We start from the raw sequence: 17,397 nt of genomic DNA on the forward strand, positions 1-17,397 counted from the left end.
CGGAGCGCCCCGGGTCACCCCACCAGGTCCGGGGCGCGCAGCAGCTCGGGCGGGATGCCCCAGGCGTCGACCAGGTCGCCCGCCAGGGGCCGGACCTTGCGGCAGAGGTCGTTCACCTCCCGGGTGATCGCCTTGGACCGCTGGACGGTCAGCCGGCCGTGCTCCATGAACCACGCCCGGTCCGCCTCGATCGTCGAGAGGGCGAAGAGGTCGCACAGCAGGCCCAGGGCGACCTTGTTGCCGCCCTCGGGCAGCGCGCGCATCTTGTCGACGAACGCCTCCAGCACCAGCCGCTCCACGTGTGCGCGGGCGACGGCGATGACGTGGTCCTGCACCTGCGAGAAGACGGTGCCGGGGTCGCCCTTCTGGTCGATGCCGCGCTTGAGCCTGCGGGCCGCCCCGGCGAGCATGTGCTCCTCGCGGTAGCGGAACATGGCCAGCTGGTACTCCGAGTCCAGCAGCCCGGCCTCCTGGTCCCACTCGTCTCCCCCGGGCAGCAGATCACGCACCCGTTCGAGCAGCTTGTGGGCCGATGTCTTCTCGATGACCGTCTCGACGGCGAGGCTGGTGACGTGGCGGACCATGCCGAGCTGGTCCAGATCCTCGAACTCGCTCGCGTAGTCGGTGAGCAGCCCCTTGGCGACGAGTTGCAGCAGGACGTGGTTGTCGCCCTCGAAGGTGGTGAAGATGTCGCTGTCGGCCTTGAGGGCGGCGAACCGGTTGACGGCGAGATAGCCGGCGCCGCCGCACGCCTCGCGGCACTCCTGGATCGCCCGGGTGGCGTGCCAGGTGCCGAGCGCCTTGGTCCCGGCGGCCCGGGCCTCCAGCCGGCGCCGGGCCCCCGGGTCGTCCTCCAGGCCGGAGAAGACGTCGTGCAGCTGCGCGCGCAGGACGTCCTGGGCGAAGTGCAGTGCGTAACTCTGCGCGATGAGCGGCAGCAGGCGGCGCTGGTGCAGGCCGTAGTCGAGGAGCAGTTGCTCCTCCCCCTGGGAGCCCGTCGCGAACTGGCGGCGCCGCAGGGCGTACTTCGTGGCGACGGCGAGGGCGACCTTGGCGGCGTTGACCCCGGCTCCGCCGACGCTGACCCGGCCCTGGACCAGGGTGCCGAGCATGGTGAAGAAGCGGCGGTCGGGGTTGTCGATCGTGCTCTTGTAGACGCCTTCGGGGGTGACGTCGGCGAACCGGTTGAGCAGCGCCTCGCGCGGCACCCGCACACCGTCGAACCGGATGCGGCCGTTGTCCACCCCGTTGAGGCCCATCTTGCGGCCGTCGTCCTCGATGCGGACGCCGGGCGCCACCTCGCCGGCGGTCCGGATCGGCACGACGAACGCGTGCACGCCCTCGGCGGTCCCGCCCACCTCCAGCTGCGCGAAGACCACGGCCAGTTCCCCGTGGCGGGCCGCGTTGCCGATGTAGTCCTTGCGCGCCTGGTCGCCCTCGGTGGTGATGACGAACTCCCGGGCGTCCGCGTCGTACCGTGCGACGGTGCCGAGCGCCTGCACGTTGGATCCGTGCCCGGTCTCGGTCATCGCGAAGCAGCCCATCAGCTTCCCGGTGATCAGGTCGGGCAGATAGGCGTCGTGGTGGCGTTCGGTGCCCAGGTGCAGGATCGCTCCCCCGAAGAGCCCGAACTGCACGCCGACCTTCACGAGGACCGACAGGTCGCCGAAGGCGAGCGTCTCGAACGCGGCGATGGACGCCCCGATGTCGCCGCCTCCGCCGTAGCGTTGCGGGAATCCCATGCCGGTCTGGCCCGTGGCCGCCATCTCGACGACGCGTTCGCGCACCCGCTCGCGGAAGGCGTCGACGTCGAGCTCGTCGGCCTCCTCGAGAACCGGGAGGTGCGTCACCAGGTTGGCCCGGACCAGGTCGCGGACCTCGGCGTACTCGCCGTCGAGCACCTCGGTCAGCGCCCGCACGTCGAGCTCCGGCCGCACGTATCCGCCGGGAGCGGTGGCTGCTTTGTCAGTGGTCATACCGCTTCGCTACCCGGCCCGGGGACGATCAAGCAGCCGGCCGGCGTATGTCCCACCGGCGCCGGGGGCGTCCGCCCGCCGGGCCGCTCGGGCCGGGTGCGGGCCCGGCGGGCCCGGTCAAGGGGCAACGGAGGGCGAACGGCGCGTCGCGAGGGGCGTGAGCACGTCGGATCAGTGCCCCCTTCGCCATCGCTCGCGCCCTGCCGGGCGCCCCGCGGCGCAGCGAGGATGGGCCGACCGCACCAGATCCCGGCTGCTCCGCGCACCCGCCGTCCGGCGGGTGGACCCGCGGTGGAAGGAATCCACGTTGCTGCTTCTCATCTCCCCGGACGGTGTCGAGGAAGCCCTCGCGTGTGCGACGGCGGCGGAACACCTCGACATCGTCGATGTCAAGAAGCCCGACGAGGGGTCGCTCGGCGCCAACTTCCCGTGGGTCATCAGGGAGATCCGCGCGGCGGTGCCCGCGGACAAGCCGGTGTCGGCCACCGTCGGGGACGTGCCCTACAAGCCCGGCACAGTGGCCCAGGCGGCGCTCGGCGCGGCCGTCTCCGGAGCCACCTACATCAAGGTCGGCCTCTACGGATGCGCGACGCCCGACCAGGCGATCGACGTCATGCGGGGAGTCGTCCGGGCCGTGAAGGACTTCCGGGCCGACGCGTTCGTCGTCGCCTCGGGGTACGCGGACGCCCACCGGATCGGCTGCGTCAACCCGCTCGCGCTGCCCGACATCGCCCGCCGCGCGGGAGCCGACGCGGCCATGCTCGACACCGCGATCAAGGACGGGACCCGGCTGTTCGACCATGTGCCGCCCGAGGGCTGCGCGGAGTTCGTGCGGCTGGCCCACGAGGCCGGTCTGCTCGCCGCCCTCGCGGGCAGTGTCAAGGCCGCCGACCTCGCCACGCTGACCCGCATCGGGACGGACATCGTGGGCGTGCGCGGGGCGGTCTGCGAAGGGGGCGACCGCGACGCCGGGAGGATCCAGCCGCGGCTGGTGGCCGCCTTCCGGGCGGAGATGGACCGGCACGCCCGGGCGTTCGCGGCCGCCCCGGCCGCGAGTTGACCGCCGGCGTGGAGCCGCACCTGCGCCGTCCCGGTCGCGCACTCCGCGGTGAGCGTTTCACCGTCCTCGATCCGGCGACGGGCGAGCCCTTCGACGAGGTTCCCGACCAGCAGGCGAAGGAGCTGGACGCCGTGGTCGCCCGCGCCCGCGAGGCGTGGCCGGGCTGGCGGGCCGACCCCGCCGCCCGCAGCGCCGCGCTGCTCGCGTCGGCCGACGCCGTGGAGGCGGCCGGGGCGGACCTCGCTCCCCTGCTCACCCGTGAGCAGGGCAAACCCCTGGCCGAGTCGTACGCGGAAGTCGCCCGCACAGCGGCCCGCCTGCGCTACTTCGCCGCGTGCGTCCCCGAGACCCGTACGATCGACGACGGGCGGGCGGTGCACAGCGAGGTCCGCTGGCGGTCGCTCGGGCCCGTCGCCGCCATCGTCCCGTGGAACTTCCCGCTCCAGCTCGCCTCCGCGAAGTTCGCGCCCGCGCTCGCGGCGGGCAACACGGTGGTGCTCAAGCCCTCCCCGTACACGCCCCTGGCCACCCGGCTGCTGAGCTCCGTCCTGTCCGCCGCCCTCCCCGAAGGCGTGCTGACGACGGTCACCGGGCGTGAGCCGCTCGGCGCCTGCCTCGCGTCGCATCCGGGGATCCGCCATGTGACCTTCACCGGTTCGGTCGCCGCCGGGCGGGCCGTGGCGGCGGGTGCGGCGTCCGGTCTCGCCCGGGTCACCCTGGAGCTCGGCGGCAACGACGCCGCCGTCCTGCTGGACGACGTGGACGTGGAGCGGATCGCGGACCGGCTGTTCTGGGCGGCTTTCCGCAACTGCGGGCAGGTCTGCATGGCGGTCAAGCGGGTCTACGCCCCGGCCCGGCTGCACGCGCGGGTCGTCGAGGCCCTGGCGGAGCGGGCGAAGCGCGTGGTCGTCGGAGCCGGTCTCGACCGGGCCACGGAGCTGGGGCCGCTCAACAACGCCGCCCAACTGGCGCGGGTGGAGCGCTGCACGGCCAGGGCCCTGGCGGACGGGGCCCAGCCGGTGGCCGGCGGCCACCGGCTGGACCGGCCGGGCTACTTCTACGCCCCGACCGTCCTGTCCGACGTCCGGCCCGACAGCCCGGTGGTGACCGAGGAGCAGTTCGGTCCGGTGCTGCCGGTGCTGTCGTACGGAAGCCTCGACGAGGCCGTCGAGGCGGCCAACGCCACCCGGTTCGGACTCGGCGGCTCGGTGTGGGGGACCGATCTGGACCGGGCCGAGGCCGTCGCCGACCGGCTGGAGTGCGGGACGGCCTGGATCAACCACCACGCCGAGCTGTCCCTCGCCCAGCCCTTCGCCGGTGTCAAGGAGAGCGGCGTCGGTGTCGCGGGCGGGCCGTGGGGCCTGTACGGGAACCTGAGACCGTTCGTCGTCCACCGTCCCCGGGAGGTCTGACGATGAGGTTCGGCGCGGCGGTACTGCGCGATTATGAGGCCCCGTTCGCCGTCGAGGAGGTGATCCTGGACGCGGGGCCGGCCGAAGGCGAGATCCTGGTCCGCATCGCGGGTTGCGGGCTGTGCCGGACCGATCTCGCCGTACGCCGCTCGGCGGGCCGCTCTCCGCTGCCCGCGGTGCTCGGCCACGAGGGGGCCGGGGTGGTGGTGGAGACGGGCGGCCCGGACACCGGCCTGGCCCCCGGTGACCACGTGGTGCTGAGCTTCGACTCCTGCGGGCGGTGCCGGAGCTGCCTGGGCGGGGCCCCCGCCTACTGCGACCGGTTCGCCGCGCTCAACCTCTTCGGGGGGCGCTCCGAGAGCCCGGGGCGGTTCACCGACGGGGCCGGGGAGGCGCTGGCGCCCCGGTGGTTCGGCCAGTCCTCCTTCGCCGAGTACGCGATGGTCCCGGCGCGCAATGCCGTCCGCGTCGACGCCTCCCTCCCCCTGGAACTGCTCGGTCCGCTCGGCTGCGGCTTCCTCACCGGCGCCGGGGCGGTCCTCAACTCCTTCGGCGCGGGCCCCGGCGACACCGTCGCGGTCTTCGGCGCCGGGGCGGTGGGCCTGGCCGCGGTCATGGCGGCCACGGCCGCCGGGGCCCTCGTCGTGGCGGTCGACAGGCATCCCGAACGGCTGGCCCAGGCCGAGCGGTTCCGCGCGGTCCCGCTGGACGCCTCCTCGGCCGGACTTCCCGGCCACATCCGGCGGCTGACCGGCGGCGGCGCCCAGTACGCCCTGGACACCACGGGTTCCGTCCGGTTGATCAACGACGCGCTGCGGGCGCTGCGCCCGACCGGCCTGCTGGGGCTGGTGGCTCGGCTGCACACCGATCTGCCGCTCGAACCGGGGACCCTGGACCGGGGCCGCAGAATCTCCCACATCTGCGAGGGGGACGCGGTGCCGGCGCTGCTGATCCCCCGGCTGACCGGGCTGTGGCGGGCCGGTCAATTCCCCTTCGACCAGCTGATCCGCACCTACCCGCTGGCCGACATCAACGAGGCGGAACGCGACTGCGACGCGGGCCGTGTGGTGAAGCCGGTCCTCGTCCCGTAGGCCCTGTCGTCACACTGCCCCGGCCTTCGGGCGACGACGGCAGTGTGACGACAGGCCCCGGGGACGCCGTGCGTTCCGGCGGATGCCCCTCGATTCCGGCGGGTCGCGGACGCCCGTCGCACGGTCCCCTCGCCACCCGGCCGGCTCCCCACGCTCTCGATGACGCCCCGGTGGGTTCCGGCCCGCCGCTTCTTCGCTCTGCTCGCTGTACGTCGTCTCCAACGAATCCAAGGGAGTGCACATGGTCGACACGGCGCACCGGAACGACGGTGCGGAGGGTGTGGCGGGAGGGGTCGGTGCGACCGCTCTCCTGGTCGCGGCGGCGCGGGCCATCGAGACGCATCGCCCCGACAGCCTGGCGCAGGACGTCTTCGCGGAGCACTTCGTCCTCGGGGCCCCGGCGTCCAAGGGCTGGCCGGTCCGTCTTCGGGAGGTCCCGGACGGGGACCGGAACCCGCTGTGGGGGCGGTTCGCCCGGTACTTCGGGCTGCGGACACGGGTCCTCGACGACTTCCTCCTGCGGTCGGTGCACGCGGGGAACGCCCGCCAGGTGGTCCTGCTCGGGGCGGGGCTGGACTCGCGTGCCTACCGGCTGGCGTGGCCTTCCGGCGGCTGCGTGGTCTTCGAGATCGACCGGGCGGAGGTCCTGGCGTTCAAGCACCAGGTGCTCGACGGTCTCTCGGCCGCCCCGCGGGCCACGCGCGTACCGGTCCCGACGGATCTGCGCGCCGACTGGGCCGGGGCCCTGCCCGCCGCCGGCTTCGACCCCGCCGCGCCGAGCGTCTGGCTGGTCGAGGGCCTGCTGTTCTATCTGCCGCCCGCGGCCGAGACGTATCTCATCGACACGGTGGACCGGCTGAGCACGGAGGGAAGCGCGCTGGCCTTCGAGGTGAAGCTCGACAAGGATCTGCTGGAGTACCGGGAGAGCCCGCTGTACACGGCCACACGGCAGCAGATCGGCATCGACCTGCTGGACCTGTTCGACCTGAGCCCGCGGCCCGACTCGGCGGGGAAGCTGACGGGGAAGGGCTGGTCCACGTCGGTCCGCACCCCCTTCGACTTCACCCGGCTGCACGGACGCGGCCCGCTGCCCGAGCGGAACGACGCGCTGGCGGGCAACCGGTGGGTCTTCGCGGACAGGCCCCGGCGGTAGGGGCGGGCCGCCGGGGCCCGTCCGCCTCCTGCGGGAAAAGCAGTTGCACTTCCCGGTTTCCGGTCGTCAGGGTGTGGTGGTGATCGGAACGGAGATCGAACTGCCCGTCGTGGACGGGGTCCTGTCGGGTGTGGACTTCGGCGGCCACGGGGCGGGGGTGCTGCTCGTCCACGGCAGCGGACACAACGCCGCCGCCTGGGCGGATGTGGCGTCCGGTCTGGTGAGCGAGTGTCATCCGGTCGCCATCGACCTGCGTGGCCACGGGCAGACCCGGCTCGGCTCCACCGGCCCCGAGCAGTACTGGCGCGACATCGGTCGCGTCGTCACCGCGCTGGGCTGGGACCGTCCCGTGCTGGTGGGCCACTCCACCGGCGGGTACGCGGTGACGGCTGCCGCTGCCAGTGGCCTCGTGGAACCGGCCGCCCTCTGCGTCGTGGACGGCGTGGTGCTCGATGACCGTAGCGCGTCACTCGCCGGACATGCCGCCGCACGGACCACGGAGGCGGCGGACCGGTTGCGGACGATGTTCCGCTACGGCTGGGAAACGGACGAGGCCCGGATGCGCGCCCATGTCGAGCAGTGCGCGCGGGAGGCCGGAGGGGACTGGCTCAACGCCGGAGCACGGCACGAGCTGGTCGAGGAGGTCACCCGGCGCTCCTTCCTGCGCCGCGGCAACCGGTGGGTACGGCGACCGGCCGTCGAGGAGATCGTGACGGTCACCGCCGTGGAGCCCGACGCGGAGGTCTTCCCCAGTGTCGAGGTGTACGACCGCCTCACCTGTCCGATGACGATCGTGCTGGCCGCGGACGGTTTCTACGCCTCGCGGCGCGGCGACGTGCGTGGTGTCGTCGATGCCGTCCCCGGGCGCCGGCTGATCGACATCGACTCGAACCACAACATCCCCATGACGCGGCCCGCTGAGCTCGCCGCGATCATTCTCGACCTGGTGCGCGACCGGGCCACGGCCTCGGCCGGGAACGCCGACTGATCCCCCACACCTGTAAGGAGTCGCTGTGGCCGTGAGCGAGATGTCCGTGGCGGACAAGGACGCCGGGCCGTACGGCATCGCGGCCGGACCCGACAGCGCACTGTGGCTCACCTTCTCGCGCAGCGGCCACGTCGCGCGCCTCACCCTCGACGGCGAACTCGACGAATACTCCCTGGAAGCGCCCGAGTGCCGCCCTGCGGTCATCGCCCCCGGGCCCGACGGAGCCATGTGGTTCACCCGGTCCCAGGACCACCGGATCGGCCGCGTCACCGCCGACGGGGAGACGGAGTCCTTCGCCGTGCCGACGTCCGGCAGCGGCCCCTTCGGGATCACCGCCGGTCCGGACGGCGCGATGTGGTTCACGGAGATGAACACCGACCGGATCGGCCGCATCACCAGCATGGGAGAGATCACCGAGTTCGTCCTTCCCCGCACGGGCGCCTGTCCCTCGGCGATCACCGGGGGCCCTGACGGGGCCCTGTGGTTCACCCTCAACCAGGCGAACGCGATCGGCCGCGTCACCGTCCGCGGAGACATCGCCATCCACCGGCTCCCGACCCCGAACGCCGCACCCGTGGGCATCACCAGCGACGGCGCCGCCCTGTGGTTCGTCGAGATCGCAGCCGGCCAGATCGGTAGGATCACGGTGGACGGCGCGATCGAGGAGTTCCCGCTCCCCGACCGTACGGCCAAACCGCACGCCATCGTCGCGGCCTCCACCGGGGACTGCTGGTTCACCGAGTGGGGAGCCAACAGCATCGGCCACATCACCGGTAGCGGCGAGATCACCGAGTACGGTCTGCCGTCACCGTCGTCCGAGCCGCACGGCATCACCCTGGGTCCCGACGGCGCTCTCTGGGCCGCCCTCGAAACGGGAGGGGTCGCGCGGCTCGAACCGTAGCCTCGTAGCCTCAGGACGAGGAACCGCCCCCTCAGGAGCACCGCACACGTTTCGAGCACGCTCAGGCTGTCTGCGTGTGTGTGTGTGTGGGGGGGGGAAGGTCCGCCCGCTCCGGTTCGCCGGGGACGCCCTGGAGCATCGGGATGTTCACCCGAGGGCGAGGCGCGGAGTCAGCGTGCGGCGTCTCCGGTCTCAGCGCGCAGAGACCGCGCCACGCGCTCCTCGACCACGCGGGCGAGGGCCCAGCAGGCCGCCGTGTCGAGCTTCTTGTAGGAGGCCTCCGGACGCGCCTCGACGACGGCGGTCGTCTCCTGCGGGCCGGTGGTGACGCGGACACGCACGAGGACCGTCGTGTCCGAGGGTCCGCGCAGCGTCAGGTCCAGGATGCCGTGTCCGAACGCGGTGACCTCGTCCACGCGCAGGACGGGGTCCTTCTCGACCATGTGCCGCACGCCGTCCGTCAGCTGGAAGGCGGTTCTGCCCTCGATGGCGGGGACCCGCACTTCGCGGACGGAGGGCAGGCGCACGGCCGCGGGACCGAGCGCGAGCCCGTAGCGGCGAGCCGTGCGGGCGGCGCCCACCGCTGTGGTGACGGTCAGTACGGCGGTGAAGGTGACGGCGACCGCCGCGCCCGCGCCCAGGGCGGGTGGAGCGGCCTCTCCCCACGGTGTGCCGTCGCCCAGCACCAGCACCGCGGTCATGGCCGCGGCGAGCACCATGCCGGTCGCCAGCGCCGGCAGGGCCAGTCGGCGGACGACCGCCAGGCAGTAGCCGAGCATCGCACCGTTCCTCTCACCAGGGGCCGAACCGGGGGCGCGGAGTGCCCCGGCGTCCACGACCGCGGACGGCCCGGCCAGATGCCCTGCGGCAGCGCGGCTCGGGCCGGGCCCACCGGCCGTTCGCGGGGTGCCCGCTTCCCACCGGACGGATCATGAACGAAGGGGGTCCACTTCCGCAAACGGACGCCGGGCCTTGGGTATCCGCCGCGGGGCAGGGCGCGGACGTCCGGCCGCGGGGCCAGGTCGCGGACGGACCGGGCCCCGGGCGCGGGCGGATCAGCGGAGCCCGGCGAAGAGGTCCTTCTCCGGCAGGGCCGTGCCGGTGGCGTCCCGGACGCGTACGAAGGTCTCCGTGCCCATCAGGTCGCCGAACCTCTCCTTGCCCATCCTGAGGAAGAAGATGTTCTCGCCCTGACTCGCGTGCGCGGCCAGCGCGTCGAACTTCCGGCCGCTGAACGCGGTGGTGTCCACCCACGTGGTGACCTCGTCGTCGGGCAGACCGATCTCGGTCACCCCGGCGGCCTCGGCGGGGTCCGGCTCGGGCCGCGGCCGCGGCTCCTGTTCCGAGTCCGGCTGCGAGGGGTCCTCGTGGAACTCGCGCATGGCCTCCCCGAACCGACGCAGCATCGAGTGGGGCATCGTCGTCCAGTACACCTTCGGCGTCAGCTCGGTCATCTCCAGCGCCGCCATCGTGATGCGGTGGGCCTGGATGTGGTCGGGGTGCCCGTAGAAGCCGTTCTCGTCGTAGGTGACGACGACATCGGGGCGGTAGTGCCGCATGAGTTCCGCGAGCCGGGCGGCGCCCTCCTCCACCGGGGTCTGCCAGAAGGATCCGGGGGCCTCGTTGCTGGGCCAGCCGATCATTCCGGAGTCGGCGTAGTCGAGCGTCTCCAGATCGCTGACCGCGAGGACCTCGCAGCTCGCCTCCAGCTCCCTTCGGCGCATCGAGGCGACGGCCGCCGGGTCGTGTCCGGGGTCGCCCGGCTTGACGCCCCCCGGCCCGTCACCGCAGCCGCCGTCGGTACACGTCACGAGAACCGTGCGGATGCCTTCCGCGGCGTACCGCGCCAGGACCCCTCCGGTTCCGGTCGCCTCGTCGTCGGGGTGGGCGTGCACGGCCATGAGGGTCAGGGGCCGGTCGGTCATGGAGGGGTCCTCCCGCAGAGATGGGTCGTGGTCCGGGCCGGCCGCGGGCGTGCTGCCGAGGTCCCGGGGGCCGGATCCCGGCGGGGCGGGCGGCCCCGCGGCCTCCGTGATCCCCCGCCGGCGAGGCGCCGGTCCCTTGAACGGTGCAACCGCGCCGACCGGGTCGGCTGTTCCCGGCCGGGGCCGCGATTCTCGGCGGACGCGGGCCGGATGCCCCCGGCGGCCCCGGGCGGCCTCGCGTCATCGCCCCGCTCCTTCGGCGGGCGCCGGGAGGGGGCCGCCCGGCAGCGGTGAGAAGGCGAGGAGCGGGCCGCCGGTGACCGGGTGGGTCAGCTGGGTGCAGGCGACGCCGAACACGGTCCGGACCAGGTCGGGGTGGAGCACCTCGGCGGGCGGGCCGTCCGCGACGATCCGCCCGCGGTGCAGCACGTAGAGCCGGTCGCAGTAGGCGGCCGCGAGATTGAGGTCGTGCAGCACGCACAGCGTCGCGCGCCCGAGGCCGCGCACGAGTTCCAGCAGTTCGAGCGCCGCGTACACATCGAGGTGGTTGGTCGGTTCGTCGAGGAGGAGCAGCGGGCTCTCCTGGGCGAGCGCGCGGGCCACCAGGGCCCGCTGTCGCTCGCCGCCGGACAGCGTGGAGAGCCTGCGGGTGCGGTGGTCCGCCAGGCGGACACGCTCCAGTGCGGCGGCGATCGGCGCGGCTGCCCGGCCGGTGGCCGATTCGAAGGTCCGGAGCCACGGCCCGCGCCCCATGGCCACGACTTCCTCCACGGTGAAGTCGAAGTCGGGAGCGCTGTCCTGGGCGACGAGCGCGGCACGCCGTGCGATCTCGCGCTGGCCGAGCGCCTTCACGTCGTCGCCGCGGAGCGCGACGCGGCCGGCGAACGGGTCGAGCGCGCGGTGGACCGTGCGCAACAGCGAGGTCTTGCCGCTGCCGTTGGGACCGACGAGACCGACGCGTTCGCCGTCCCCGACGGTGAGGTCGCACCCCTCGACGACCGGGTGGGATCCGATCCGGACGCTCACGCCCGACAGTGAGAGCCTCATGACGCCTCCGATCGTCGTAGCAGCCACAGGAAGGCCGGCGCCCCGAGCACGGCGGTGACGATGCCGATGGGCAGTTCCTCGGGGCGGACGAGGACACGGCTGAGCGCATCGGCCACGACGAGGTACGTCGCGCCGACGAGCAGGGCGGTCGGGAGCAGCCGGCGGTGGTCCGGGCCCACGACCAGGCGCACGAGATGCGGAACGACGAGCCCCACGAAACCGATCCCGCCGGACACGGCGACGAGGACGCCGGTCAGGAGGGAGGCGGTGATCAGGAGGCGGACGCGGACACGGTGCACCGGGACGCCGAGCGAGAGCGCCGCGTCGTCACCGGCCGCGAGTGCGTTGAGCGTCCGGGTCCGCGGCATCAGGCAGAGGCCGACGATCAGCACGGCCGCCGCCGGCAGCGACAGGTTCGACCACGAGGACTCCGACAGGGAGCCCAGCAGCCAGAACAGCACCGAGTGCGCCGCTTCCGCGTTGGAGCCGCGGAAGATGACGAAGCTGGTGGCTCCGGTGAACAGGTAGGAGAGTGTCACCCCGGCGAGGACCAGACGGCTCGGGACGACACGGCCGGCCCGGCGTGACAGTCCGAGGACCGCGGCCGTCGCCGCGAGCGCTCCGACGAAGGCCGCGGCCGATGTCGACAGGCCCGCCACCGCCGCGGATCCGAGGGTGATCGCGACGGCCGCCATCAGTCCGGCGCCCGCGGAGACACCGAGCACATAGGGGTCGGCGAGCGGGTTGCGCACAGTCGCCTGCAGGGTGACGCCGACGACGGCGAGTCCCGCGCCGACGACCGCGGCCAGCAGCACCCGCGGCAGCCGCAGGTTCCACACGATCTGGTCGTCCATGACGGCGGGGGGCGGCCCGGCGCCGACCAGACGATGGGCGACGACGTCGAGGACGGTCGCCGGCCGTACGCCGACGGATCCCACCGCCACGGCAGCGCAGACCGTGACGAGCAGGAGGAGGAACAGCAGCGGTATGACGACGGGGAGGGAGGTGATTCGGCCACGGCGGCCACGGACCGGCCGCCGACCGCCCGGAGGGCGGCGGCCGGCGGTATCCGCTCGGACGTCTGCGGGTGTCTGCCGGCGCATCGCGGGTCCTAGTGGGGTCGGGACGTGTTCGGGTGCAGGAAGCGCGCTATCTCGGCGACGCCCTCCACCGGTCTCGTGCTGCCGCGCGCCCCCGTCTTGGCCGCGTCGATGACGAGGATCCGCTGGTTGCGGACCGCGTCGACGGTGGGGAAGGTCCGCTTCAGGAAGGCGATCGCGTCCCTCCGGCCCGTCGCGGTCGCCGTGAAGTCGTCGACGACGATGGCCCGGGGGTCGCGCGCGACGATCTGCTCGGGGTCGACCGGGGCGAACTGTCCCGGCAGGTCGGCGAAGACATTGGTCCCGCCGGCACGTTCGAGCACGTCGTCGGAGAGGCCGCCGGAGGTCACGTAGAGCCGGCCGCCGACCTGGGAGACCTTGGCGACCTCGCGTCCGGGCTCCCGGGCGATCCGCCTGCGTACGTCGTCGAGATCGCCCAGCAGCCGGTCGGCCAGCGCCTCGGCGCGGGTCTCCACGCCGAAGACGGCGCCGAGTTGGCGGACATCGGTGTCGAGGGCCTCCAGCCCGGAGGTGTCCGTGGTCAGGTCCGCCGCGCATCCGCCGCCGACCACATAGGTGGCGATGCCCAGTCCCTCCAGTTCGGCGATGCTCGGGCTTCCCGTCCGCCCGGACACCTTCTCGACCTGATCGGTGATCAGGAGGTCGGGCCCGGCGGCGACGAGGGCCTCGACGCTCGGGTTGCGCGTTCCGAGACCGGGCAGCGCCGCGAGACGCTCCTTCAGTTCGGGCGCGGGGGCGGACTCGCCGCGCGTCTTGGCGACGATCCGGTCGCCGACCCCGAGGGCGAACAGGGTGTCGGCGATGGCGTCCGTGGTGATCGCCACCCGTTCAGGGGCCCGGTCGAGCACGACGGTGCGGCCGCAGGACTCGAAGGTGACGCCGCCCGCTCCGGCTTCGCGCCGGGGGCCGGAGTCGGCGCCCGCGCACCCGGTCGCGCCTAAGAGCGAGAGCGCGACGAGGGCGCCGATCAGGGCGGTCCGGGGCCGGTCAGGAGCGGCGCGGGGTGCGCCCCGGCTCGCTGACGGGTGCTCGAGGTGCGGCTGGAGCATGAGGAGGCTTCCTTCCGGTCGGGGTCCCGAGTGGTGTCGCCCGGTGGTGCGGACATTATTGAATGAGGTTCAGTCGGCATGTTAGGGTACCCTAATGAAACGATCAACACCGCAGGCTCCGGGGCTGGCCGGACCCGGCGCGTTACTCCGCTTGCTCGCACCGATCCGGACCCGTCTCGCCGTCTGCGCGATCCTGTCGGCCCTGAGCGCGGCGGCGGGCATCGTGCCCTACATCGCCGTCGCCGAGATCGCGCGCCTCATGCTCGACGACCCCGCGGGGTCGCCCACGGCCATCCGGACCTGGGTCGGCGTCGGCGCCGCGGGCGCCTGCGCGTGGCTCGTCCTGCTCGTGCAGTCCGCCCGGGTGGGGCACTACGCCGACGCGGCGATCCTGCACGACGTGCGCGTACGGATCGTGACCCACCTCGGCAGGCTGCCGCTCGGCTGGTTTCGCGCGGCGGGCTCGGGCAGGGTCAAACGAGCGATGACCGGTGACCTGGAGGAGATGCACGAGGTCATCGCGCACGCCCTCGGGCAGTTGACCGGGGCGGGCACCGTGATGGTCGTCGCCCTGGGCTATCTGCTCCTCGTCGATGTCCGCATGGCCCTCGTCGTGCTGGGCGTCCTCCTCCTGATGGGGATCTCCTTCCGCGTCTCGATGCGGTCCATGACGACCCATATGAACCGGCTGGTCGCCGCCGACGCGCGCATCAGCGCCGCCGGCGTCGAGTACGCCGACGGGATCCAGGTGGTCAAGACGTTCGGCACCGGGGGCCGCGTCCTGCGCCGCTTCGACGACGCCGTGGACGAACACACCCGGGCGTTCGCGGCCTGGGTCGCCGAGGTGCGCCACAGCTCCGCGGCCTCACGGCTGTTCGGCTCGGAGATGGCCGTCCTCACCGCCGTCGCGGCGGTCGGGCTGGTCTCCGTCGACCGGGGGTCGCTCGGCGTCGCGGACCTGGTGGCGTTCCTGGTCGTCGCCGTCGGGCTGCCCAACTCCGTCCTCCCCGCCGTGACCGCCGCCCAGGGGGTGCGCAAGGGCCGGATGGGCGCGGCCAACATCGAGCGGCTGCTGGCCCGGACACCGCTGCCCGAGCCCGCTGAGCCGCAGACTCCCGACGGCCACGGCGTCGAGTTCGACCGCGTCACCTTCTCCTACGACGGGGTGACCAACGCGGTCGAGGACATCAGCGCCGTCTGTCCACCGGGCCGGGTGACCGCGATCGTGGGTCCCTCCGGCGCCGGCAAGACGACGCTCGCCAGTCTGCTGCCGCGCTTCCACGAGGTGTCGGACGGGGCGATCAGGATCGGCGGCGCGGACGTGCGCTCCATCCCGTCCGCGAGGCTGCTGGCGTCGATGTCGCTGGTCTTCCAGGACGTCGCCCTGTTGCGGGACAGCGTGGCGGAGAACATCCGCATCGGCCGGCCCGGCGCCGGCGACGAGGAGGTCCGCGCTGCGGCGACAGCCGCGCACATCCACGAAGTGATCGAGAACATGCCCGACGGTTACGACACGCTGCTCGACGCGGGCGGCGGCAGCCTCTCCGGCGGTGAACGCCAACGGCTGACGATCGCGAGGGCGATCCTGTCCGGGGCGCCGATCGTCGTCCTGGACGAGGCGACGGCCGCGTTGGACGCCGACAGCGAGTCGGCGGTCCAGGACGCCCTGGCCAACCTGGCGGTGGGCAAGACGGTGATCGTGATCGCCCATCGGCTGTACACGATCGCGGGCGCGGCCCGGATCCTCGTACTGGAGAACGGGCGGCTGGCCGAGCAGGGCCGCCACGAAGAACTGCTCGCGCGCGGCGGACTCTACGCCCGGATGTGGGCCGCACAGGAAGGGGTGCTCGCGTGATCCGCCGCCTGTACCGGCTCTGGCCGAATCCGAAGCTACTGGCCCGGCTGTGGCTGCTCACCGCCGGGCAGGCGGTCCTCCAGGGCCTGCTGCTGGCCCTGCTCGTCCCGGTCCTGGACGCCGTCGTGCGCCCACAACCGGACGTCGGCGCCGCCGCGCCGTGGCTCGCGCTCGGCGCGGCGGGCGCGGTGCTGTACGCGGGCTTGAGCGTCGTCGCCACCCCGGTGGGTTTCGCGGCGGCGGGCACGCTCGCGGCGCAGCTGCGCCGACGGTTGATGCACCATGTGAGCACGTTGACGCTGGGCTGGTTCACCGCCGAGCACAAGGCCCGGCTCGCGCGGGCGGTGACGTCCGACGTGGGCAGCGCAGCGCACCTGGCCGTGACCATCGGCGGCCCCGTGATCACCTCCACGCTGTTGCCCGCGACGGTCGTCGTCGTGACGTTCACGGTCGACTGGCGGATGGCGCTGCTGTTGTGCGCGATCGCGCTGGTCGCCTACGTGGCCCTGCGACGTGCGGCGCGGATCGCCGAGATCGCCGAGATCGAGCTGGAGCGGGCGGCTGCCGGGGTCGCCGGTCGGGCCATCGAGCTCGGTCAGGCGCAGCCGGTCCTGCGTGCCGCCGGCCACACGGAGGGCACGCCCCGGATGCGCGCGGCGCTGGAGGACCACCGCGAGACCTACCGGGAGGGCATGCGCCGGGCGCGGCGGCCCTTCTTCGTCTACACCGGTGTGATCATGGCCGGGTTCATCGCGGTGCTCGCGCTGGCCGCCGAGCTGATGCTCAGCGGGCGCGTCGAGGTCGCCAGGGCCATCGCGCTGCTCGTACTGGCCGCGCGCTTCCTGGAGCCGCTCGGCCAACTCATCGAACTCATCGGCGCCCTGCGCGCGTTGCGAAACCAGATCGCGCGCATCGAGGAGCTGCTCTCCACTCCCCCGCTGCCGGTTCCGGCCGAGCCGGTACGCTCGATCGCCGACGCGGGCGTCGAATTCGCGAACGTCACCTTCACCTACCCGGGCGGCGACACCCCCGCCCTGGAGGGGGTGTCGCTGCACTGCCGGCCGGGCACCACCACCGCTCTGGTCGGACCGTCGGGCTCGGGGAAGACGACGGCGACCCGGCTCATCGCCCGGTTCTTCGACATCGACTCCGGGGAGCTGCGCGTCGGCGGCGTCGACGTGCGGCGGCTCGACCCGACGGCCTTGCTCGACGAGATCGCGATCGTCTTCCAGGACGTCTATCTGTTCGACGACACCATCGAGGACAACCTGCGGCTGGCCCGCCCCGGGGCGACCTGGGACGAGTTGCGGGAGGCGGCCTCCGCCGCACGGCTCGACGAGGTGATCGAGTGGCTGCCCGCCGGCTGGAACACCCGGGTGGGCGAGGGCGGCGCGCAGTTGTCGGGCGGCGAGCGTCAACGCGTGGCAATCGCACGGGCGATGCTCAAGCGGGCGCGGATCGTCCTCGTCGACGAGGCCGGTTCCGCCCTGGACCCGGAGAACGAGGCGGCGATCACCCGGGCCATCGCCAACCTCGGCTCCGACCCGGAGCGTACGGTGATCGTGATCGCCCACCGCCCCGCCACCCTGGCCACCGCGGACCACGTCGTCGCACTCGACCGCGGCCGGGTCGTGGAGGCCGGCACACGGGCGGAACTGCTGCGCACGGGGGGCGCGTTCGCGCGTCTGAGCTCACAGTACGAGCGGGCACGTCACTGGCGCATCGCCCGGGTGGACGGCTGACCGACGCCGCGCGCGCCCGAGCGCTCCGCTGCCGGCGAACCGCACGCGGCTCGTCGGCAGCTCGGCCCGCCCGAACC

General features: G+C 73.3%; 14 protein-coding genes. 8 read left to right on the top strand and 6 right to left on the bottom strand.

From position 1 onward, the window contains the following. Positions 1 to 14: 14 nt before the first annotated feature. Positions 15 to 1,976 carry an acyl-CoA dehydrogenase family protein gene (locus tag DTB53_RS05235; protein ID WP_012381918.1) on the bottom strand — a complete coding sequence of 654 codons (1,962 nt, stop codon included), beginning with the start codon at positions 1,974 to 1,976 and terminating at the stop codon, positions 15 to 17. 307 nt (positions 1,977 to 2,283) lie between these two features. Between DTB53_RS05235 and DTB53_RS05240 the strand changes: the two genes are divergently transcribed. From DTB53_RS05240 to DTB53_RS05265, 6 genes are all read left to right on the top strand, one after another. Then, on the top strand, positions 2,284 to 3,036 hold the full coding sequence (locus tag DTB53_RS05240; RefSeq protein WP_012381917.1) for a (5-formylfuran-3-yl)methyl phosphate synthase: 753 nt from the start codon (positions 2,284 to 2,286) through the stop codon (positions 3,034 to 3,036). Between the two features lie 8 nt (positions 3,037 to 3,044). Continuing rightward, positions 3,045 to 4,448 carry an aldehyde dehydrogenase family protein gene (locus DTB53_RS05245; RefSeq protein ID WP_042497666.1) on the top strand — a complete coding sequence of 468 codons (1,404 nt, stop codon included), beginning with the start codon at positions 3,045 to 3,047 and terminating at the stop codon, positions 4,446 to 4,448. A gap of 2 nt (positions 4,449 to 4,450) precedes the next feature. Further along, positions 4,451 to 5,539 carry an NAD(P)-dependent alcohol dehydrogenase gene (locus tag DTB53_RS05250; protein ID WP_012381915.1) on the top strand — a complete coding sequence of 363 codons (1,089 nt, stop codon included), beginning with the start codon at positions 4,451 to 4,453 and terminating at the stop codon, positions 5,537 to 5,539. Between the two features lie 241 nt (positions 5,540 to 5,780). Then, positions 5,781 to 6,692, top strand: coding sequence for a class I SAM-dependent methyltransferase (locus DTB53_RS05255; protein ID WP_012381914.1), 912 nt, complete (start codon positions 5,781 to 5,783; stop codon positions 6,690 to 6,692). Positions 6,693 to 6,771: 79 nt separating this feature from the next. Then, positions 6,772 to 7,680 carry an alpha/beta fold hydrolase gene (locus DTB53_RS05260; RefSeq protein ID WP_042498907.1) on the top strand — a complete coding sequence of 303 codons (909 nt, stop codon included), beginning with the start codon at positions 6,772 to 6,774 and terminating at the stop codon, positions 7,678 to 7,680. A 25-nt stretch (positions 7,681 to 7,705) separates the two neighbouring features. Beyond that, on the top strand, positions 7,706 to 8,581 hold the full coding sequence (locus DTB53_RS05265; RefSeq protein ID WP_012381912.1) for a Vgb family protein: 876 nt from the start codon (positions 7,706 to 7,708) through the stop codon (positions 8,579 to 8,581). A gap of 170 nt (positions 8,582 to 8,751) precedes the next feature. Here DTB53_RS05265 and DTB53_RS05270 read toward each other — a convergent pair whose 3' ends face one another. The 5 genes from DTB53_RS05270 to DTB53_RS05290 all read right to left on the bottom strand — a co-directional run bounded on the left by DTB53_RS05270 (position 8,752) and on the right by DTB53_RS05290 (position 13,723). Next, complete coding sequence (locus DTB53_RS05270; protein WP_003970709.1) at positions 8,752 to 9,360, bottom strand: hypothetical protein; 609 nt, start codon at positions 9,358 to 9,360, stop codon at positions 8,752 to 8,754. 276 nt (positions 9,361 to 9,636) lie between these two features. Further along, positions 9,637 to 10,506 carry a PIG-L family deacetylase gene (locus DTB53_RS05275; protein WP_012381910.1) on the bottom strand — a complete coding sequence of 290 codons (870 nt, stop codon included), beginning with the start codon at positions 10,504 to 10,506 and terminating at the stop codon, positions 9,637 to 9,639. 240 nt (positions 10,507 to 10,746) lie between these two features. Further along, entirely contained in the window at positions 10,747 to 11,553 is an 807-nt protein-coding gene (locus DTB53_RS05280) for an ABC transporter ATP-binding protein (protein WP_012381909.1), read from the bottom strand. After that, the gene (locus tag DTB53_RS05285; protein WP_012381908.1) at positions 11,550 to 12,656 is read right to left on the bottom strand and encodes a FecCD family ABC transporter permease; all 1,107 of its coding nucleotides are present in this window, start codon (positions 12,654 to 12,656) and stop codon (positions 11,550 to 11,552) included. Before DTB53_RS05285 ends, DTB53_RS05280 begins: the two co-directional genes overlap by 4 nt. An 8-nt stretch (positions 12,657 to 12,664) precedes the next feature. Then, positions 12,665 to 13,723, bottom strand: coding sequence for an ABC transporter substrate-binding protein (locus tag DTB53_RS05290; protein ID WP_012381907.1), 1,059 nt, complete (start codon positions 13,721 to 13,723; stop codon positions 12,665 to 12,667). Between the two features lie 94 nt (positions 13,724 to 13,817). On the opposite strand from DTB53_RS05290, the gene DTB53_RS05295 reads away from it, so the two are divergent. Both DTB53_RS05295 and DTB53_RS05300 read left to right on the top strand, forming a co-directional pair. After that, positions 13,818 to 15,578: an ABC transporter ATP-binding protein gene (locus tag DTB53_RS05295; RefSeq protein WP_012381906.1), complete on the top strand. Its 1,761-nt coding sequence runs from the start codon at positions 13,818 to 13,820 to the stop codon at positions 15,576 to 15,578. After that, positions 15,575 to 17,320, top strand: coding sequence for an ABC transporter ATP-binding protein (locus tag DTB53_RS05300; protein WP_012381905.1), 1,746 nt, complete (start codon positions 15,575 to 15,577; stop codon positions 17,318 to 17,320). The genes DTB53_RS05295 and DTB53_RS05300 overlap by 4 nt, the downstream gene beginning before the upstream one ends. Positions 17,321 to 17,397 lie beyond the last annotated feature (77 nt).

It is taken from the genome of Streptomyces griseus (genome assembly GCF_900460065.1).
Taxonomy (GTDB): domain Bacteria; phylum Actinomycetota; class Actinomycetes; order Streptomycetales; family Streptomycetaceae; genus Streptomyces; species Streptomyces griseus.

Bases quoted from the DNA above. Each gene is read 5' to 3' on its own strand.
- DTB53_RS05235 (WP_012381918.1), bottom strand. From the start codon at position 1,976: ATGACCACTGACAAAGCAGCCACCGCTCCCGGCGGATACGTGCGGCCG.
- DTB53_RS05280 (WP_012381909.1), bottom strand. From the start codon at position 11,553: ATGAGGCTCTCACTGTCGGGCGTGAGCGTCCGGATCGGATCCCACCCG.
- DTB53_RS05255 (WP_012381914.1), top strand. From the start codon at position 5,781: ATGGTCGACACGGCGCACCGGAACGACGGTGCGGAGGGTGTGGCGGGA.
- DTB53_RS05295 (WP_012381906.1), top strand. From the start codon at position 13,818: ATGAAACGATCAACACCGCAGGCTCCGGGGCTGGCCGGACCCGGCGCG.
- DTB53_RS05270 (WP_003970709.1), bottom strand. From the start codon at position 9,360: ATGCTCGGCTACTGCCTGGCGGTCGTCCGCCGACTGGCCCTGCCGGCG.
- DTB53_RS05250 (WP_012381915.1), top strand. From the start codon at position 4,451: ATGAGGTTCGGCGCGGCGGTACTGCGCGATTATGAGGCCCCGTTCGCC.
- DTB53_RS05275 (WP_012381910.1), bottom strand. From the start codon at position 10,506: ATGACCGACCGGCCCCTGACCCTCATGGCCGTGCACGCCCACCCCGAC.
- DTB53_RS05290 (WP_012381907.1), bottom strand. From the start codon at position 13,723: ATGCTCCAGCCGCACCTCGAGCACCCGTCAGCGAGCCGGGGCGCACCC.
- DTB53_RS05285 (WP_012381908.1), bottom strand. From the start codon at position 12,656: ATGCGCCGGCAGACACCCGCAGACGTCCGAGCGGATACCGCCGGCCGC.